The 14,485-nt window shown below is 70.2% G+C and carries 16 protein-coding genes; 3 read left to right on the forward strand and 13 right to left on the reverse strand.

Going from position 1 to position 14,485, the window contains the following annotated elements; translation table 11 throughout:
* Positions 1–178 precede the first annotated feature (178 nt).
* Positions 179–1,036, forward strand: a complete 858-nt coding sequence (locus ACH34R_RS03175; RefSeq protein ID WP_397559756.1) for a carbohydrate-binding protein — start codon at positions 179–181, stop codon at positions 1,034–1,036.
* A 44-nt stretch (positions 1,037–1,080) separates the two neighbouring features.
* Here the strand turns inward: ACH34R_RS03175 and ACH34R_RS03180 are convergent, their stop codons facing one another.
* From ACH34R_RS03180 to ACH34R_RS03225, 10 genes are all read right to left on the reverse strand, one after another.
* Complete coding sequence (locus ACH34R_RS03180) at positions 1,081–2,103, reverse strand: hypothetical protein (protein ID WP_397559757.1); 1,023 nt, start codon at positions 2,101–2,103, stop codon at positions 1,081–1,083.
* A gap of 3 nt (positions 2,104–2,106) precedes the next feature.
* Entirely contained in the window at positions 2,107–3,180 is a 1,074-nt protein-coding gene (locus ACH34R_RS03185) for a transporter substrate-binding domain-containing protein (protein ID WP_397559758.1), read from the reverse strand.
* A gap of 707 nt (positions 3,181–3,887) precedes the next feature.
* Positions 3,888–4,157 carry a hypothetical protein gene (locus ACH34R_RS03190; protein ID WP_397559759.1) on the reverse strand — a complete coding sequence of 90 codons (270 nt, stop codon included), beginning with the start codon at positions 4,155–4,157 and terminating at the stop codon, positions 3,888–3,890.
* Positions 4,158–4,411: 254 nt separating this feature from the next.
* Positions 4,412–5,323: a GTPase Era gene (gene era / locus ACH34R_RS03195; protein WP_397559760.1), complete on the reverse strand. Its 912-nt coding sequence runs from the start codon at positions 5,321–5,323 to the stop codon at positions 4,412–4,414.
* The gene (locus ACH34R_RS03200) at positions 5,320–5,646 is read right to left on the reverse strand and encodes a cytidine deaminase (RefSeq protein WP_111171198.1); all 327 of its coding nucleotides are present in this window, start codon (positions 5,644–5,646) and stop codon (positions 5,320–5,322) included. The genes era and ACH34R_RS03200 overlap by 4 nt, the downstream gene beginning before the upstream one ends.
* Before the next feature lie 10 nt (positions 5,647–5,656).
* The gene (locus tag ACH34R_RS03205) at positions 5,657–6,310 is read right to left on the reverse strand and encodes a hypothetical protein (RefSeq protein ID WP_146607776.1); all 654 of its coding nucleotides are present in this window, start codon (positions 6,308–6,310) and stop codon (positions 5,657–5,659) included.
* 472 nt (positions 6,311–6,782) lie between these two features.
* Entirely contained in the window at positions 6,783–8,087 is a 1,305-nt protein-coding gene (locus ACH34R_RS03210) for a hemolysin family protein (RefSeq protein ID WP_111170488.1), read from the reverse strand.
* A complete protein-coding gene (ybeY, locus tag ACH34R_RS03215; RefSeq protein WP_397559761.1) occupies positions 8,084–8,563 on the reverse strand; it encodes an rRNA maturation RNase YbeY in 480 nt (159 codons plus the stop codon). The genes ACH34R_RS03210 and ybeY overlap by 4 nt, the downstream gene beginning before the upstream one ends.
* Positions 8,560–9,615, reverse strand: a complete 1,056-nt coding sequence (locus ACH34R_RS03220) for a PhoH family protein (RefSeq protein WP_397559762.1) — start codon at positions 9,613–9,615, stop codon at positions 8,560–8,562. The genes ybeY and ACH34R_RS03220 overlap by 4 nt, the downstream gene beginning before the upstream one ends.
* A 124-nt stretch (positions 9,616–9,739) precedes the next feature.
* Positions 9,740–10,093 carry a histidine triad nucleotide-binding protein gene (locus tag ACH34R_RS03225; RefSeq protein ID WP_397559763.1) on the reverse strand — a complete coding sequence of 118 codons (354 nt, stop codon included), beginning with the start codon at positions 10,091–10,093 and terminating at the stop codon, positions 9,740–9,742.
* Positions 10,094–10,361: 268 nt separating this feature from the next.
* Here ACH34R_RS03225 and ACH34R_RS03230 point away from each other — a divergent pair, with 268 nt between their 5' ends.
* Both ACH34R_RS03230 and ACH34R_RS03235 read left to right on the forward strand, forming a co-directional pair.
* Positions 10,362–10,841, forward strand: coding sequence for a SigE family RNA polymerase sigma factor (locus tag ACH34R_RS03230; RefSeq protein WP_397559802.1), 480 nt, complete (start codon positions 10,362–10,364; stop codon positions 10,839–10,841).
* Positions 10,838–11,542, forward strand: a complete 705-nt coding sequence (locus ACH34R_RS03235) for a hypothetical protein (RefSeq protein ID WP_397559764.1) — start codon at positions 10,838–10,840, stop codon at positions 11,540–11,542. Before ACH34R_RS03230 ends, ACH34R_RS03235 begins: the two co-directional genes overlap by 4 nt.
* 10 nt (positions 11,543–11,552) lie before the next feature.
* Here the strand turns inward: ACH34R_RS03235 and ACH34R_RS03240 are convergent, their stop codons facing one another.
* Genes ACH34R_RS03240 through hrcA form a run of 3 tightly spaced genes read right to left on the reverse strand, consistent with a single transcriptional unit; the run spans position 11,553 to position 14,469 of the window.
* Positions 11,553–12,284 carry a 16S rRNA (uracil(1498)-N(3))-methyltransferase gene (locus ACH34R_RS03240; protein WP_397559765.1) on the reverse strand — a complete coding sequence of 244 codons (732 nt, stop codon included), beginning with the start codon at positions 12,282–12,284 and terminating at the stop codon, positions 11,553–11,555.
* Positions 12,285–12,297: 13 nt separating this feature from the next.
* Positions 12,298–13,434: a molecular chaperone DnaJ gene (gene dnaJ / locus ACH34R_RS03245; RefSeq protein WP_111170494.1), complete on the reverse strand. Its 1,137-nt coding sequence runs from the start codon at positions 13,432–13,434 to the stop codon at positions 12,298–12,300.
* A gap of 21 nt (positions 13,435–13,455) precedes the next feature.
* Positions 13,456–14,469 (reverse strand): heat-inducible transcriptional repressor HrcA, encoded by a 1,014-nt coding sequence (gene hrcA / locus ACH34R_RS03250; protein ID WP_397559803.1) that lies wholly within the window; start codon positions 14,467–14,469, stop codon positions 13,456–13,458.
* Positions 14,470–14,485 lie beyond the last annotated feature (16 nt).

The raw sequence follows: 14,485 nt of genomic DNA on the forward strand, positions 1-14,485 counted from the left end.
TATCAGTTGGAACCTATTACACCGTTATGTGCATCCGTCTATACCGCGACGTTATGGAAAAGTGTGGGGTACTCGCTTTCAGGGCCGCGATGTCAGTTTTTGGGACAGTGACCTGGTCCCGGCCTCGATATCAGGCCGGATCCGGGCATGCCGCCCCCCAAAAGCCAAGGAGATCACAGTGGACGCCGAGCACACCGGCGCTGAGAGGGACCCGAGCGGGAAGGACGGCAAGGTCATCTCGCGGAAGACCCTGCTGAGGGCCGCCGTCATGGCCGCGCCTATCCCCCTCCTGGTTCCCCAGATTCCCGCACTGGCCCGCAGCATGGCCCCCGGGCAGAGCCTGGAGCCAACGCCGTACTGCCAGGAACCCGAAGACCGCACCCCCGCGCAGACCGAGGGCCCCTACTTCAAGCCGAACTCCCCGCAGCGCAGCACGCTGCCGGGCAGCGGCACCCGGCTCGTCGTCAGCGGTTACGTGTTCAACCTGGCCTGCCAGCCGCTGGCCAACGTGCTGATGGACTTCTGGCAGGCCGACAACAACGGCAACTACGACAACGTCGGGTACACCTTCCGCGGGCACCAGTTCACCAACGCCCAGGGCTACTACAACCTGACCACGATCATCCCTGGCCTGTACCCGGGCCGTACCCGGCACATCCACGTCAAGGTCCAGGCCCCCGGCCGTCCGGTCCTGACCACCCAGCTCTACTTCCCGGGTGAGCCGCGCAACAACACCGACACGATCTTCGACCCGCGCCTGCTGATGAACGTGCAGCCGGGTACGGCGACGTTCGACTTCGTGCTGAACATCGCCGGTCAGCCGACCAGCAGCCCGACCGGCAGCCCCACCGGAAGTCCCACCGGAAGTCCCACCGGCGGACCGACCGGCGGGCCGACGACGTGGGCGGCCGGCACGGCCTACACCGCCGGCGCGACGGTCACCTACAACGGCTCGTCCTACCGCTGTCTGCAGGCCCACACCGCGCTGCCGGGCTGGGAGCCGCCGAACGTCCCCGCCCTGTGGGCGCGCTCGTGAGCCGGTTGCCCTGATCCTCCGCCGCCCGCCGTACCCGCCTGGGGTCACGGGGCGGCGGGCGGACGGCCTTCGCAGCGCGGGTCCGGCGTCACCGGGAGCGGATCGGGCGCCAGCCACGAGATCATGCTCTGCTCGACGTACCAGTGGCGCAGATGGACTCGGCTGCGGGGCACGTCTCCCGGCTCCGGGCACAGGACCCGGGAGACCAGCGAGTCGTTGCGGATGAAACGGACGGACCCCGAGCGGGCCAGCACGCTCATCATCCGCTGGTCGTCGGCGATCACGTAGCCGACCACGACCTCACGCCCCGCGGGCGTGGTGACCTCCATCGCGCTCAGTGGCAGGATCGGCACCTGGAGCACCACGACGCCTGTGGTAGGCGGCAGCAGCACGGCCAGCGCCAGCGCCGCCCCGTGCGCGATCAGCCCCGCGGCGAGCCGCGGCACCGGCCCGGTGAGCAGCGGCGCGATCCCCGGCGGCACCGCCAGCAGCAGGAACGTCGGCACGTCGGACTCCGCCCAGGCCATCGCGATGGCCGGGTAAACGGCGACGTACACGAGCACCGCCGCCATGATCGGGACCGCCACGCACATCGCGTGGACCAGTGTCTCGCCCTCCGGACGGCGGTCGCGGACCGTCAGCCCGGCCGCCGACAGCGCCAGCATGGCGAGCACCGGCAGGAACCGGAGCTGCCAGCCGAGCATGGCCACGAACACCGCGAGCACGACCACCCAGTCGGGCAGCAGGTCGGCGATCCGCACCAGCCAAGAGGACCGCCCGGTGCTGACCCGGTACAGCAGGCCGAGCACCCGCCCGGCGAGCACCACCACCGGGACCACCCACACGAAGGTCAGCAGCACGACGCTGAGCATCCCGAGCGGGCTGACGTGCTGCACGAGCAGCAGCAGCGTCTGGGTGTCCTGCCGGCCCGCCCACCAAAGACGCAGGACGAGCAGCGCCACCGGGAAGGCGGGCAGCACCGCCAGCAGCCACTCCTGGTTGCGCGCCCGCCGGTAGACCGGCCTGCGCCCGGCCGCTCTCCCGCCGCGCGGGCTCTGCCGTTCCACCGGCTAGCACACCGGGGCCGAGGTGCCGCGCTCCCAGGGCCAGCGGCGGACCTCCGGCACCTTCGGGCACGGCTGGCTTTCGCGGGCGATGTCGATGAGCCGATTGCCGGACTTCATCGGCTGGATGTGCCGGTCGTAGGCGTCCTCCCAGCGGCGGTTGGCGGGATCGGTGAACGAGCGGTAGAGCGCGAGGTCCACCAGGGTGCGCAGGGCGGTGTTCGTGCCGCTGTTGACCGCCCAGCTTTCGCTGCCTTCGAGGCCGACGTCATGGTGGCGCAGCTTCTGCTTCCCACGGGACTGCCAGACGAACCCCGCCATGATCGCCGCGTCCGTGCTCACCGCCTCGTACGTTCCGTCTTCGAGCCCCTTGATGCACTCCCTGATGCGGTTCATGCCGATCACCTTCGCGCCGGTACGCTTCAGCGCGGTCTGTAACGCGCTCTCGGAGGTGGAGGTGCCGAGCGTGCACACCTTCTTCCCGGCGAGCTGCGACAGGGACGTGACCTTGCCCTTGTAGTCGTCCCTGGTCACCACGGACTGCTCGGTGAGCAGGTAGGGCGAGGAGAACCCGATCCCGGGATTGCCCATCCGTTTCGGCGTGATGCTGAAGGTCGCCACCACCAGATCCACGTCAGAGGGCTCGCCGCGCTCGTTCGTGGCCCGCATCTTGTCGCGGTCCTCGGTCTCGATGGCCAGGAACTCCACCTGGTTCTTGCCGAACCCGAGGTCTTCGGCGATCATCAGCGCGATGTCGATGTCAAAGCCCTCATAGACGCGGGTCTTCCCGTTGAACCACGCGATGCCCGGAGTGTCGTCCTTCACGCCGATCCGCAGCGTCTGTTTGCCGGTCAGACCGGCCCGCTCGCGTAACTCGGCCTCGGTCGGCGGCCCGGTGTTCCACACGATCCAGCCGCCCGCCACCAGCGCGGCCGTGAGCGCCACCAGCCAGCCGTACAGCCTGAACCTGCGCGCCCCGCGCCGCCGCCTGAGCCGGGCCTCCTCGGCGGCGGCACGTTCCACTTCCGCCGCCGACCGCTCGGCCGCCCCCGGCCCTGACTCCGGCTCTGCGGCGGTCACCGCCGGCTCCCCGGACGGAACGGCGGGCGGTAACCCCCCGTCCCCGGCCCGCCCCTTCCCCCATGGTGTGTAGCGTCGCACGGCGCGCTCCCTGGATTCACCGGTCCCCCGGACCGCCGGGTCGTTTCCCGGCAGGCTACGTCGTACCGGTCGTTCGCGTGAGCGTTCACTTATAACAGATCCCACACGGCCCCGCACGGCACCGGATATCGGCCATCCCGCCGAAGCACACCATCTAACGCGAAATACCAGGACCTGTCAGGTACGCCACATCACACCAGCCTTCTGGGGTGTCCGTGATGTTTACGAAGCCGGACGGGTTTCGGCCCCCCACCGAGATGCCCGCACCCTCCCCCCGGCACGGTCCAGGCCGGGCCGGGCCCGCGAGAGCAGTACGGCGAAACAGCCGAGCCGCCGACACCACCAGAACCCACCACCGGAACCGGACGGCCGCATACCCGCCGTCCGGTTCCGGCGGGAATTTTCGATTCAGACCTATATTCCCACATATTGGTCGCCCATTAATGGCGCTGCGCCCCAGGGCAGGATACCTAAGGCGCCTTGCAAAACAGCCTGCTCGCACTAGGATCGCTTCCAGCGCCTCACCGCGCGCCCGCCGATGTGGCCGAACGCCCTCCCGGCCAGCGTCACTGGGGGCGATAATCTCACGAGTGCAATCCGCCGGGCCGACGGCGCCATTCCACAGGTCATGAATCCGGGATGTCTGCCTTTGCGGCCATAATCGTACTACGCGGAATGACCACCAGGCTCTCCCCCGGGTCCACGGAAACGCCCTTGGGGAGCCGGTCGCGATACGCGGCGGAAAGCTCGGTACCGATCACTGCGACATCCCCGTTGTCCAGCTCCCAGATATCGGGGCAGCTCGCGTTGCCCCCGGTCGTGCCCAGCTCGTGAGCCGACTTTCCGAGCCGACGCTTGAAGCCCACCGCCGGATCGGCCTCCCATTTTCCCGCCATAAGGAGCCTCATTTCCACACCGGTTGCCTTCGGATCTTCACCGACTCGGCGAACATCCCAAACAGGAGCGAATATTACGCTCCCCCTCCGGGCTGGTCAATATATCGCAGGCTGCGATTCAGGAAATGTCGAAGTCACACCCTGGTCACCCTGACGACGTCTGTCCAGTAATCAATCCTCAGCATGGAATGAGGCGCTATCCGGTGTACAAGAAGGGCGACCCGCCACAGGGTGTGGCGGGGCGGCTTGGGGGGTCAGTCGTAGAAGCCGAGGCGGCGGAGTTGTTTCGGGTCGCGTTGCCAGTCTTTGGCGATCTTGATGTGCAGGTCGAGGTAGACCCGGGTGCCCAGCAGGGCCTCGATCTGTTTGCGGGCGCGGGTGCCCACGTCCTTGAGGCGTTCGCCGCGGTGACCGATCACGATCGCCTTCTGGGACGGCCGCTCGACGTACATCTCGGCGAAGACGTCCAGCAGGTCGTCGCGGCCCTCGCGGGGGCGCATCTCCTCGACCACGACGGCGATCGAGTGCGGGAGCTCGTCGCGTACGCCCTCGAGGGCGGCCTCGCGGATCAGCTCCGCGACAAGGATCTGCTCCGGCTCGTCGGTAAGCTCGCCGCCCGCGTACAGTGGCGGCCCCTCGGGCAGGTGGCCCACCAGGATGTCGGTGAGTGTGTCAAGCTGCTCCCCCGACACCGCCGACACCGGGACGATCTCCGCGAAGTCGGCCAGCTCCGACACGGCGAGCAACTGCTTGGCGATCTGCTCCCGCGAGGCGAGGTCGCACTTGGTGATCACCGCCACCACCGGGGTCTTCTTGACGGCGGCCAGCTTCTCGGCGATGAACCGGTCGCCCTTGCCCACCGGGTCGGTGGCGGGGATGCAGAACCCGATCATGTCGACCTCGGTGAGCGTGGACAGCACCAGGCTGTCCAGGCGCTCGCCGAGCAGGGTGCGGGGCCGGTGCAGGCCCGGGGTGTCGACGATGACGAGCTGGGCGGCGGGGCGGTGCACGATGCCGCGGATGGCCCTGCGGGTGGTCTGCGGCTTGGCCGAGGTGATCGCGACCTTGGTGCCCACCAGGGCGTTCATCAGGGTGGACTTGCCGACGTTGGGCCGCCCGGCGAAACAGGCGAAGCCGGAGCGGAAGTCGGGCTCGGCCCCGCTCATCGAAGCGTGCCGTCCGGGCCGGCGGTGAGCAGGGTGGCCGCGCCGAGGTCGGCGACCGCGGCGCGGTCGGCCTCGCTCGGCCCGCCGTCCGCGGTCACCAGGGCGGCGGCCTCCAGTGCGGCGGCCCCGCTGGAGACCGCCATCGCCACCGCGACCTGCAGGGCCGACAGGGTCAGCGAGGGCAGCGCCACGTTGGTGGCGGAGTAGGTGCGGCCGGTCTCGTCGCGTACGGCGGCGCCCTGCGCTGCCCCCGTGCGCGCGCGGGCGGCACGGGCCAACGTGATGATCTTGGAGTCTTCGGGGTCGAGCGTCGCCTCAGTCACGTGCTCTAGGTTACTCAGCCTCGCCGGTCATCCTGGCCGTCACCGCACGGGCCAGCGCCTCCGTGCGGGCGGGGTCGGCGCTTCCCATCGCGGCGTGCACGATCGAGATCAGCGTCTGGCCGGACTGGACGAAGACGACGTGCATGTCATAGGGGTAGCCGTTCAGCCTGCCGGACAGGCGGGTGCCCGCGGTGCCGTCGCCGAGTTCGAGTTCGTCGACGGCGGAGGGCTGGTCGGCGAGGGCCAGCGTGGTACCGCCTGCGGGGTTGCGGCGGACCATCCGGGCGCAGCCGTCCAGGGCGTCGCCGAGCGCGTCGAAGCTCGCGTTCGCGCCCGCGGCGTAGCTGGCCACGCTGGCGCCGGCGAGTTCGCCGACGCGGTCGCCGTAGTAGGTGGCCTCGGCGTGAGTGCGCAGCTCACCGGCGGACGGCGGGCGTCCGGCGACGGCGTCCAGCAGGGTCTTGCAGTCGGTGTCGCCGAGCCGGAACGGCGGGCTCCAGCCCTCCCTCGGCCGGGCCGAGAACCCGTCGGGCAGCCCGGGCAGGTCGCGCAGCAGTTCGCGAATCCGGGCCTGTTCCCTGGCCACCGACACGTCGGCGTAGATCGCCGTCCTGGCCCCGCACCCGGCCAGTGCCGCGCACGCGATCAGGGCCACGGCACTCACGGACACCGGCCCGGCGGCGGCCCTCCCCCGGACGCCGATCCACCCAAAGCCCCATTTGACGCACACAGCGCACCCCCCGGACTCCCCCGCCGCTGTCCTTCCCACGCGACAATGACGGCAATCGCCGGGCAGCCCGACCTTCCCCGGATACCGCGCCAAGCCCCACAAAGCATCGAGCCCCACACAGCATTAAAGGGTGTTCTCACCCGCACCGTCGCGGGCGAGAACACCCTTTACATCGAGCCGCGTCACGGCCGCCGGCGACCGCGACGCGTCCCTGTACCCCCCGGAACCCTGACGCCGCGAACCCCTTCCGGCGATCCGGATCCCCTTGCCGCCCGCCGTAGCGGGCGTCGCGTATTCAGAGTGACCCATCCGGCTTGCAGAACACTTGAAAAAGACTTGCCGCCTTCGTCGCCGCTCGCGGCATCTGCCGCGTAAGCAGGGGATTCGCACCCCAAAGGCGGAGATTTCAGTCTTTCTCGGCCCCTGCGCCGACGCGATCCTGGGACGACGGGCTGACCCTGCGCACCACCACCGTACTGATCCGGTTGCGCCGCCCGGCCAGGCTCTCCGCCGTCAGGCGCAGCCCCGCGACCTCCGCCTCCGAGCCCGCGATCGGCACCCGGCCGAGCGCGTGCGCCAGCAGCCCGCCCACGGTCTCGACGTCGTCCACGTCGATCTCCCGGCCGAACAGGTCGCCGAGGTCGCTGACCGGCAGCCGCGCGGTCACCCGTACCGACCCGTCGGGCAGCGGCTCGACCCGCGGGGCCTCCTGGTCGTACTCGTCGGTGATCTCCCCGACGATCTCCTCCAGCACGTCCTCGATGGTGACGAGCCCGGCCGTACCGCCGTACTCGTCGATCACGATGGCCAGGTGGATCTGCCTGGCCTGCATCTCGCGCATCAGCTCGTCGATCGGCTTGCTCTCCGGGACGTAGGTCGCCGACCGCATCAGCGAGTCGATCCGCTGCCTGCCCCCGGCCTCGCCCGCCTCGTGGACGCGGCGGACGATGTCCTTGAGGTAGGCGATGCCGATCACGTCGTCCTCGTTCTCGCCGACCACGGGGATGCGCGAGAAGCCGCTCCGCAGCGCCAGCGAGAGGGCCTGGTCGAGCGTCTTGCCGCGCTCGATGAAGACCATGTCGGTGCGCGGGACCATGACCTCGCGGACGAGGGTGTCACCGAGCTCGAAGACCGAGTGGATCATCTGGCGCTCGTCGGGCTCGATGACCCTGCGCTCCTCGGCCAGGTCGACCAGGTCGCGTAGTTCGGCCTCGGAGGTGAACGGCCCCTCGCGGAAGCCCTTGCCCGGAGTGAGCGCGTTGCCGAGCAGGATGAGGAGTTGCGGCAGCGGGCCGAAGATCCGGGTCAGGCCGTACACGATGGGCGCGGAGGCCAGTGCGATGGGCTCGGCGTGCTGGCGGCCCAGCGTACGCGGCGAGACGCCGACGATCACGTAGCTGACCAGGATCATGGTGGCCGCCGCGACGGCGTAGGCGCCGCCCTCGTCGCCGAGCAGGTCGATGAAGATCAGTGTGGCGATCACGGTGGACCCCAGCTCGCAGCTCAGCCGGAGCAGGAGCAGCAGGTTGAGGTAGCGCGGCGGGTCGGCGACGATCGCCCGCAGGCGTGCCGAACCGCGCCGGGAGTCACGGACGAACTCGTCGGCCCGTACCCGGGAGATCCGCGCGAGCGCGGTCTCAGCGCTTGCGATCAGGCCGCCGATCACTACCAGAACGACGGCCGAGAGCAACCACCCGTTGGCGGCACTCACCGTTCCGGCCGCACCTCCCGCCACGACTTGAGGAGCTCATCTTGTAAACCGAACATCTCGGCGTGTTCCTCCGGCTCGGCGTGATCGTAGCCGAGCAGGTGCAGGATGCCGTGCGTGCACAGGAGTTCGAGCTCCTCCTTCGCGCTGTGCCCGGCCTCGGCCGCCTGCTTGGCGGCCACCTGCGGGCACAGCACCACATCTCCGAGCAGCGCCGGGTCTGCCCCGGCGTCGTCGTCGCGACGCCCGCCGCCGGACCCGGGGCGCAGCTCGTCCATCGGGAACGCCAGCACGTCGGTCGGACCGGGCTCGCCCATCCACTGCTCGTGGAGCTGGGCCATCGCCGGTTCGTCGACGACGACCAGCGACAGCTCGGCCAGCGGATGGATGCCCATCCGTGCCAGTACGTGACCGGCCAGGCCGACGAGCGCGGACTCGTCGACCTCGACGCCGGACTCGTTGGCCACCTCGATGCTCATGATCGCCCCCGTGGGCGCTTGGCGCCCTTGATCGCCGCGGGCTCGCCTTGGCGCACTGCGGCGTCGTAGCGGCCGTAGGCGTCCACGATGTCGCTCACCAGCCGGTGACGGACCACGTCGGAGCTGGTCAGCATGCTGAAATGGATGTCGGTGATGCCGTCGAGGATCTCCCTGACCACCTTCAGGCCGCTCTCCGTACCGCCCGGCAGGTCGATCTGGGTGACGTCACCGGTCACCACGATCTTGGAGCCGAAGCCCAGCCGGGTGAGGAACATCTTCATCTGCTCGGGCGAGGTGTTCTGGGCCTCGTCGAGAATGATGAAGGCGTCGTTCAGAGTGCGGCCGCGCATGTAGGCCAGCGGGGCGACCTCGATCGTGCCCGCCGCCATCAGCCGGGGGATCGAGTCGGGGTCGAGCATGTCGTGCAGCGCGTCGTAGAGGGGGCGCAGGTAGGGGTCGATCTTCTCGTAGAGGGTGCCCGGCAGGAAGCCGAGCCGTTCACCGGCCTCCACCGCGGGGCGGGTGAGGATGATCCGGTTGACGTCCTTGTTCTGGAGCGCCTTGACGGCCTTGGCCATCGCCAGGTAGGTCTTGCCGGTGCCGGCGGGGCCGATGCCGAACACGATCGTGTGCTTGTCGATCGCGTCCACGTAGCGCTTCTGGTTGACGGTCTTGGGCCGGATGGTGCGCCCGCGGGAGGACAGGATGTCCAGGGACAGCACCTCGGCGGGGCGGTCGGAACTCATCCGCAGCATGGCGATGCTCCGCTCCACCGCATCGACGGTGAGCGGGGTGCCGCCGCGCAGCAGCTCGATCAGCTCCTCGAACAGGCGCACCACGGCGCCGCTCTCCTCGGGGCTGCCGGTGATGGTTATCTCGTTGCCGCGGACATGGATGTCGGCGCGGAAGGCGCCTTCGATGACCTTGAGCAACTCGTCCCGCGACCCGAGAAGGCCGACCATCGCATAGTCGTCGGGGATGACCACCTTGGCCTGGGTCTTGGCCAGGGCCGGTACGGGGCTCTTTGATCGTGATTCGTTAAGCTCGGACATGGGCAGGCTCGCGGCCTGATCGCCTCCCGGTTCGGACAGCGTTCTCATCCGTAATGGTAGCCCGGAAGCCCCCGCTCGCGCTCAGCCGTTTTTCGCCCGCCCGCTCCGCGGGTGCGCGCCGGGCTCAGCCCGGCGGCCAGCGCAGATCGCGCCCGCCCAGCACGTGCAGGTGCGCGTGGAAGACCGTCTGGCCGGCGGCGGCCCCGGTGTTGAAGACCAGCCGGTAACCCTCCTCGGCCACGCCCTCCTCGCGCGCGATCGCGCGGGCGGCCTTGAGCATCTCGTCGGCCAGCCCCTCATCGGCGTCGGCCACCGCCCCGGCGTCGGCGTGGTGGCCCTTGGTGATCACCAGCACGTGCGTCGGGGCCTGCGGGTTGATGTCGCGGAACGCCAGGGTGCGGCCGGTCTCGTGGACGATCTCCGCTGGGATCTCCTTGGCCACGATCTTGCAGAACAGGCAGTCGGTCTCCACGGCCAATACCCTAGCGGCAGCCGCCGTTGCCAATCGGTAACCCGTGGCGGGCTGCAAGCAAAGATCCTGCCGGATATTGTGTCTGTGCAACACTTCTGCGTAAGAAACAATCGGGCGAGGCCACCGGCGAGGACACGACTGGGTCATGCCCCCAAACGAACCGGATGAGCGTAGTAAACCCTCCGCGAAGGCCACGCGTCCTAATGATGTGACCACCGAGACCCTCGTGGCCGACAGGTCGCTCGGGGCAGTGCCCGTCGGGTGGGACGCCGACATGGCCGTGACCGCGCTGTACAGCGCGCACTATCGGTCACTTGTGCGTCTCGCCGTGTTGCTGGTCCGCGACAACGCCACCGCGGAGGAAGTGGTCCAGGACGCCTTCGTAGCCCTGCACGGCGCCTGGCGCAGACTCCGCGACACCGACAAGGCCCTCGCCTACCTGCGCCAATCGGTCGTCAACCGATCGAGATCCGTGCTGCGCCACCGCGCGGTCGTGGAGAAGTACGCGCCCAAGGGGCTGCCCGACGCGCCGAGCGCGGAGAACGGCGCGATCGGCGAGCTGGAGCGGACCGCCGTCATCGAAGCGCTGCGAAGTCTGCCGACCCGCCAGCGAGAAGCCCTGGTTCTACGGTATTACGGTGACCTGTCCGAAGCTGAGATCGCCAGCGCGATGGGCATCAGCAAGGGCGCGGTGAAGAGCCATACGGCCCGCGGCATGGCCGCCTTACGTACCGTGTTGGAGCAATTGTCATGACCGAGTCCCCCGACGAGTACGACGATCTCTTTCGTCGTGTGCTTCGCGCGGAGGCGGACGAGGTCGTTCCCTCCCCCGACGGCCTGGAGATCATCCGCGCCCGCATCCAGCACAAACGCGGGCACGGCCGCCTGGTGTGGTGGCGCGCCGCCGCCTCGGTGGCCGGCGCGGTACTGGTCGCCGCCACCGTCGTGATCGCCGTGCCGCAGTTGCGCGGCGGCGACGCCCGGGAGCAGTCGGTCGGCCTGACCGAGGCGACCCGGACCCCGCCGACGATCAACGCGACCTCGCGCGGCCCCAAGGCGCCGCCGCAGGCCACGAGCGTGCCGCCGGCGCCCCCGAGCCCGACGCGGAACAGCGCGGCCCCGCCGACCACCAAGACGCCGGATCGCTCGAAGTCGCCGACGCCGACCCCGTCGGACAAGGAGACCTGCCCGACGCCCAACGGCGACCCGACGGCCGGCGAGCCCGAGCCACCGCGGCCCGAGTCGTCCGGCAAGGGCGCCGACTGCCCCTCCAAGGCGAGCCCGACGCCGACGACCGCCCCCACCACCGCGCCGACGCCGACCGAGAGCGAGCCCACGCCGAGCGGCCCGTGCCCACCGGAGGAGTGCCCGCCGTCCGATCCCGAACCGGCCCCCACCGAGGTGGCCAGCCCGCTGTCCAGCGGATTCGGCACCAACACCGCGATCGAAGACTGACCGCGCCGGGTCACCAGCGCCCGGCGCGGACCGAGAGCAGCGCCGCGGCCACGACCCCGGCCGTCGAGGTGCGCAGCACGGTGGGCCCGAGCACGGCGGGCACCGCCCCGGCGGCGCGGAAGCCGTCGATCTCCTCGCCGGTGATCCCGCCCTCGGGCCCGACCACGACGACGATGTCGCCCTTGGCGGGCGGGCTCATCCCGGACAGCGGCACGCCCGCCTCCTCGTGCAGCACCACGCCCAGCGCCGCCCCGGCCAGCAGCGCCGCCACCTCCGGCGTCTCGGCCTGGTCGGTCACCTCGGGCAGCCGGAACCTGCGGGACTGCTTACCGGCCTCCCTGGCGGTCGCCCGCCAGCGGGCCGCGCCCTTGGCGGCGCGGTCGCCCTTCCAGCGGGTGACCGACCGCGCCGCCGCCCACGGCACGATGACGTCGACGCCCGCCTCGGTCATCATCTCGACGGCCAGCTCGCCCCGGTCGCCCTTGGGCAGGCCCTGGACGACCACCAGGCGCGGCTCGGCCGCCGGTACGTCGTAGCGCCGCCGTACGGCGAGGCGCAGGGCGTCCTTGCCGACGTCGGTCACCACGCACTCGGCGACCAGGCCGAGGCCGTCGGTGAGATCGACCCGCTCGCCGGCGCGCAGCCGTCGTACGGTGGCCGCGTGGCGGCCCTCCTGGCCGCCGAGGTCGATGGTGTCCGCCGCGAGCCGCTGCCTCTCGGCCAGGAAGACCGGAACCGTCATGGCCGCGACCGGCTCAGCGGCCGTTGAAGGCGTCGCGCAGCCGCGCCAGGAAGCCCTGCTGCCCGGGGGCGAACTTGCCCGGCGGACGCTCCTCACCGCGCATCCTGGCCAGCTCGCGCAGGAGGTCTTCCTGCTCGGGGTCGAGGCGGCTGGGCGTCTCGACGTTGAAGTGGATCAGCAGGTCGCCGCGACCGGTCTCGTTGAGGCGCTGGACGCCCTTGCCGTACAGGGGGATGACCTGCCCGGACTGCGTGCCGGGGCGCACGTCGAGGTCCTCCTTGCCGTCGAGGGTCTCGACGGTGAGCACCGTGCCGAGCGCGGCGGCGGTCATCGGGATCTGCACGGTGCAGTGCAGGTCGTCGCCGCGCCGCTCGAAGATCTCGTGCGGCTTCTCGACGATCTCCAGGAACAGGTCGCCGGGCGGGCCGCCGCCCGGGCCGACCTCGCCCTCCCCGGCGAGCTGGATGTGCGTGCCGTCCTCGACGCCCGCGGGGATGCGGACCTTGATCGTACGGCGGGTGCGGACGCGCCCGTCGCCCGAGCACTCCTGGCAGGGGTGCCGGATGATCGAGCCGTAGCCGCCGCACTGCGGGCACGGCCGCGAGGTCATGACCTGGCCCAGGAAGGACCTGGTGACCTGGGAGACCTCACCGCGGCCCTGGCACATGTCGCAGGTGTCGGGGTGGGTGCCGGCGGACGCGCCCGACCCCTGGCACACCTCACAGACCACGGCCGTGTCGACCATCAGCTCGCGAGTGGTGCCGAAACACGCCTCGCGCAGGTCGAGCTCCACGCGGATGGTCGCGTTGCGCCCGCGCCTGGCCCGCGACCTCGGAGCCCGGGCGCCGCCCGCGGAGCCGAAGAAGGCGTCCATGATGTCGCTGAACGGGAACCCCGCCCCGAAACCGGCGCCCGCTCCCGCTCCCGCGCCGGCGTAGGGGTCGGCGCCCAGGTCGTACATCTGCCGCTTACTGGGATCGGACAGAACCTCGTAGGCCTGGGTGACCTCTTTGAACCGCTCCTGGGTGGCCGGGTCGGGGTTCACGTCCGGGTGCAGCTCGCGTGCCAGCCTGCGGTAGGCCTTCTTGATCTCCTCCGCACTGGCGTCACGGCGAACCCCGAGGGTGCCGTAGTAGTCGCTCTTAGCCACTTATCGAACCTCTTCGGCCTCTTATGATGCAGTCAGGATCTGGCTGACATAGCGTGCCACCGCGCGAACCGCGCCCATGGTCACCGGGTAGTCCATACGGGTCGGCCCGAGCACGCCGAGCCGGGCGAGCTGCTGGTCACCCGAGCCGTAACCGGCCGCCACGATCGACGTGCCGCGCAGACCGGTATAGGGGTTTTCCGAGCCGATCCGCACGGTGATCGCGGAGGTGTCGGTGGTCTCACCGAGCAGGCGGATCAGCACCACCTGCTCTTCCAGCGCCTCCAGGACCTCGCGCAGGCCGATGGTGAAGTCGGCCGCCGCGAGGTTGGCGGCACCGGCGATGACCAGCCTCTCGTCGTGCCGCTCGACCAGCGTCTCCAGCAGCACCGAAAGGATGGTCACCATGCTCGAACGGTCTTCGACGGGCATCCGGTCGGGCAGGTCGGCCACGGTGTCGGGCACCTGGGCCAGGCCGCACCCGTCGAGGCAGGCGTTGAGCACGGCCCGCATGTGCGCGATCCGCGAGTCGTCGATCACGTCGGGCAGCTCGATGACCCGCTGCTCGACCCGCCCGGTGTTGGTGATCAGGACCATCATCACCCGGCGCTCGGTCAGCGGCACCAGCTCGATGTGCCGGACCGTGGAATGGCTCAGCGCCGGGTACTGGACCACCGCGACCTGCCGGGTGAGCTGTGCCAGCAGCCGGACGGTGCGGGTGACCACGTCGTCGAGGTCGACCGCGCCGGCCAGGAAGGTCTCGATCGCCCGGCGCTCGGCCGCGGACAGCGGCTTGACCTGCGACAGCCGATCGACGAACAGCCGGTAGCCCTTGTCGGTCGGCACCCGGCCCGCGCTCGTGTGCGGCTGGGTGATGTAACCCAGCTCCTCCAGGGCCGCCATGTCGTTGCGCACGGTGGCCGGGGAGACGCCGAGGTTGTGCCGCTCGGTCAAGGCCTTCGATCCGACCGGCTCGTTGGTCGAGACGTAGTCTTCGACGATGGCGCGGAGGACCGCGAGCTTTCGGTCGTCGACCAACGTGCTCACCTCCCTG

This window comes from Spongiactinospora sp. 9N601, assembly GCF_044326295.1.
In the GTDB taxonomy this organism is placed as follows: Bacteria; Actinomycetota; Actinomycetes; order Streptosporangiales; family Streptosporangiaceae; genus Spongiactinospora; species Spongiactinospora gelatinilytica.

Excerpts from the sequence above, each read along its gene's own strand:
- ACH34R_RS03190 (WP_397559759.1), bottom strand. The coding sequence starts at position 4,157 with ATGGCGGGAAAATGGGAGGCCGATCCGGCGGTGGGCTTCAAGCGTCGG.
- era (WP_397559760.1), bottom strand. The coding sequence starts at position 5,323 with ATGAGCGGGGCCGAGCCCGACTTCCGCTCCGGCTTCGCCTGTTTCGCC.
- ybeY (WP_397559761.1), bottom strand. The coding sequence starts at position 8,563 with ATGAGCATCGAGGTGGCCAACGAGTCCGGCGTCGAGGTCGACGAGTCC.
- ACH34R_RS03220 (WP_397559762.1), bottom strand. The coding sequence starts at position 9,615 with ATGTCCGAGCTTAACGAATCACGATCAAAGAGCCCCGTACCGGCCCTG.
- ACH34R_RS03230 (WP_397559802.1), top strand. The coding sequence starts at position 10,362 with ATGGCCGTGACCGCGCTGTACAGCGCGCACTATCGGTCACTTGTGCGT.
- ACH34R_RS03235 (WP_397559764.1), top strand. The coding sequence starts at position 10,838 with ATGACCGAGTCCCCCGACGAGTACGACGATCTCTTTCGTCGTGTGCTT.
- ACH34R_RS03240 (WP_397559765.1), bottom strand. The coding sequence starts at position 12,284 with ATGACGGTTCCGGTCTTCCTGGCCGAGAGGCAGCGGCTCGCGGCGGAC.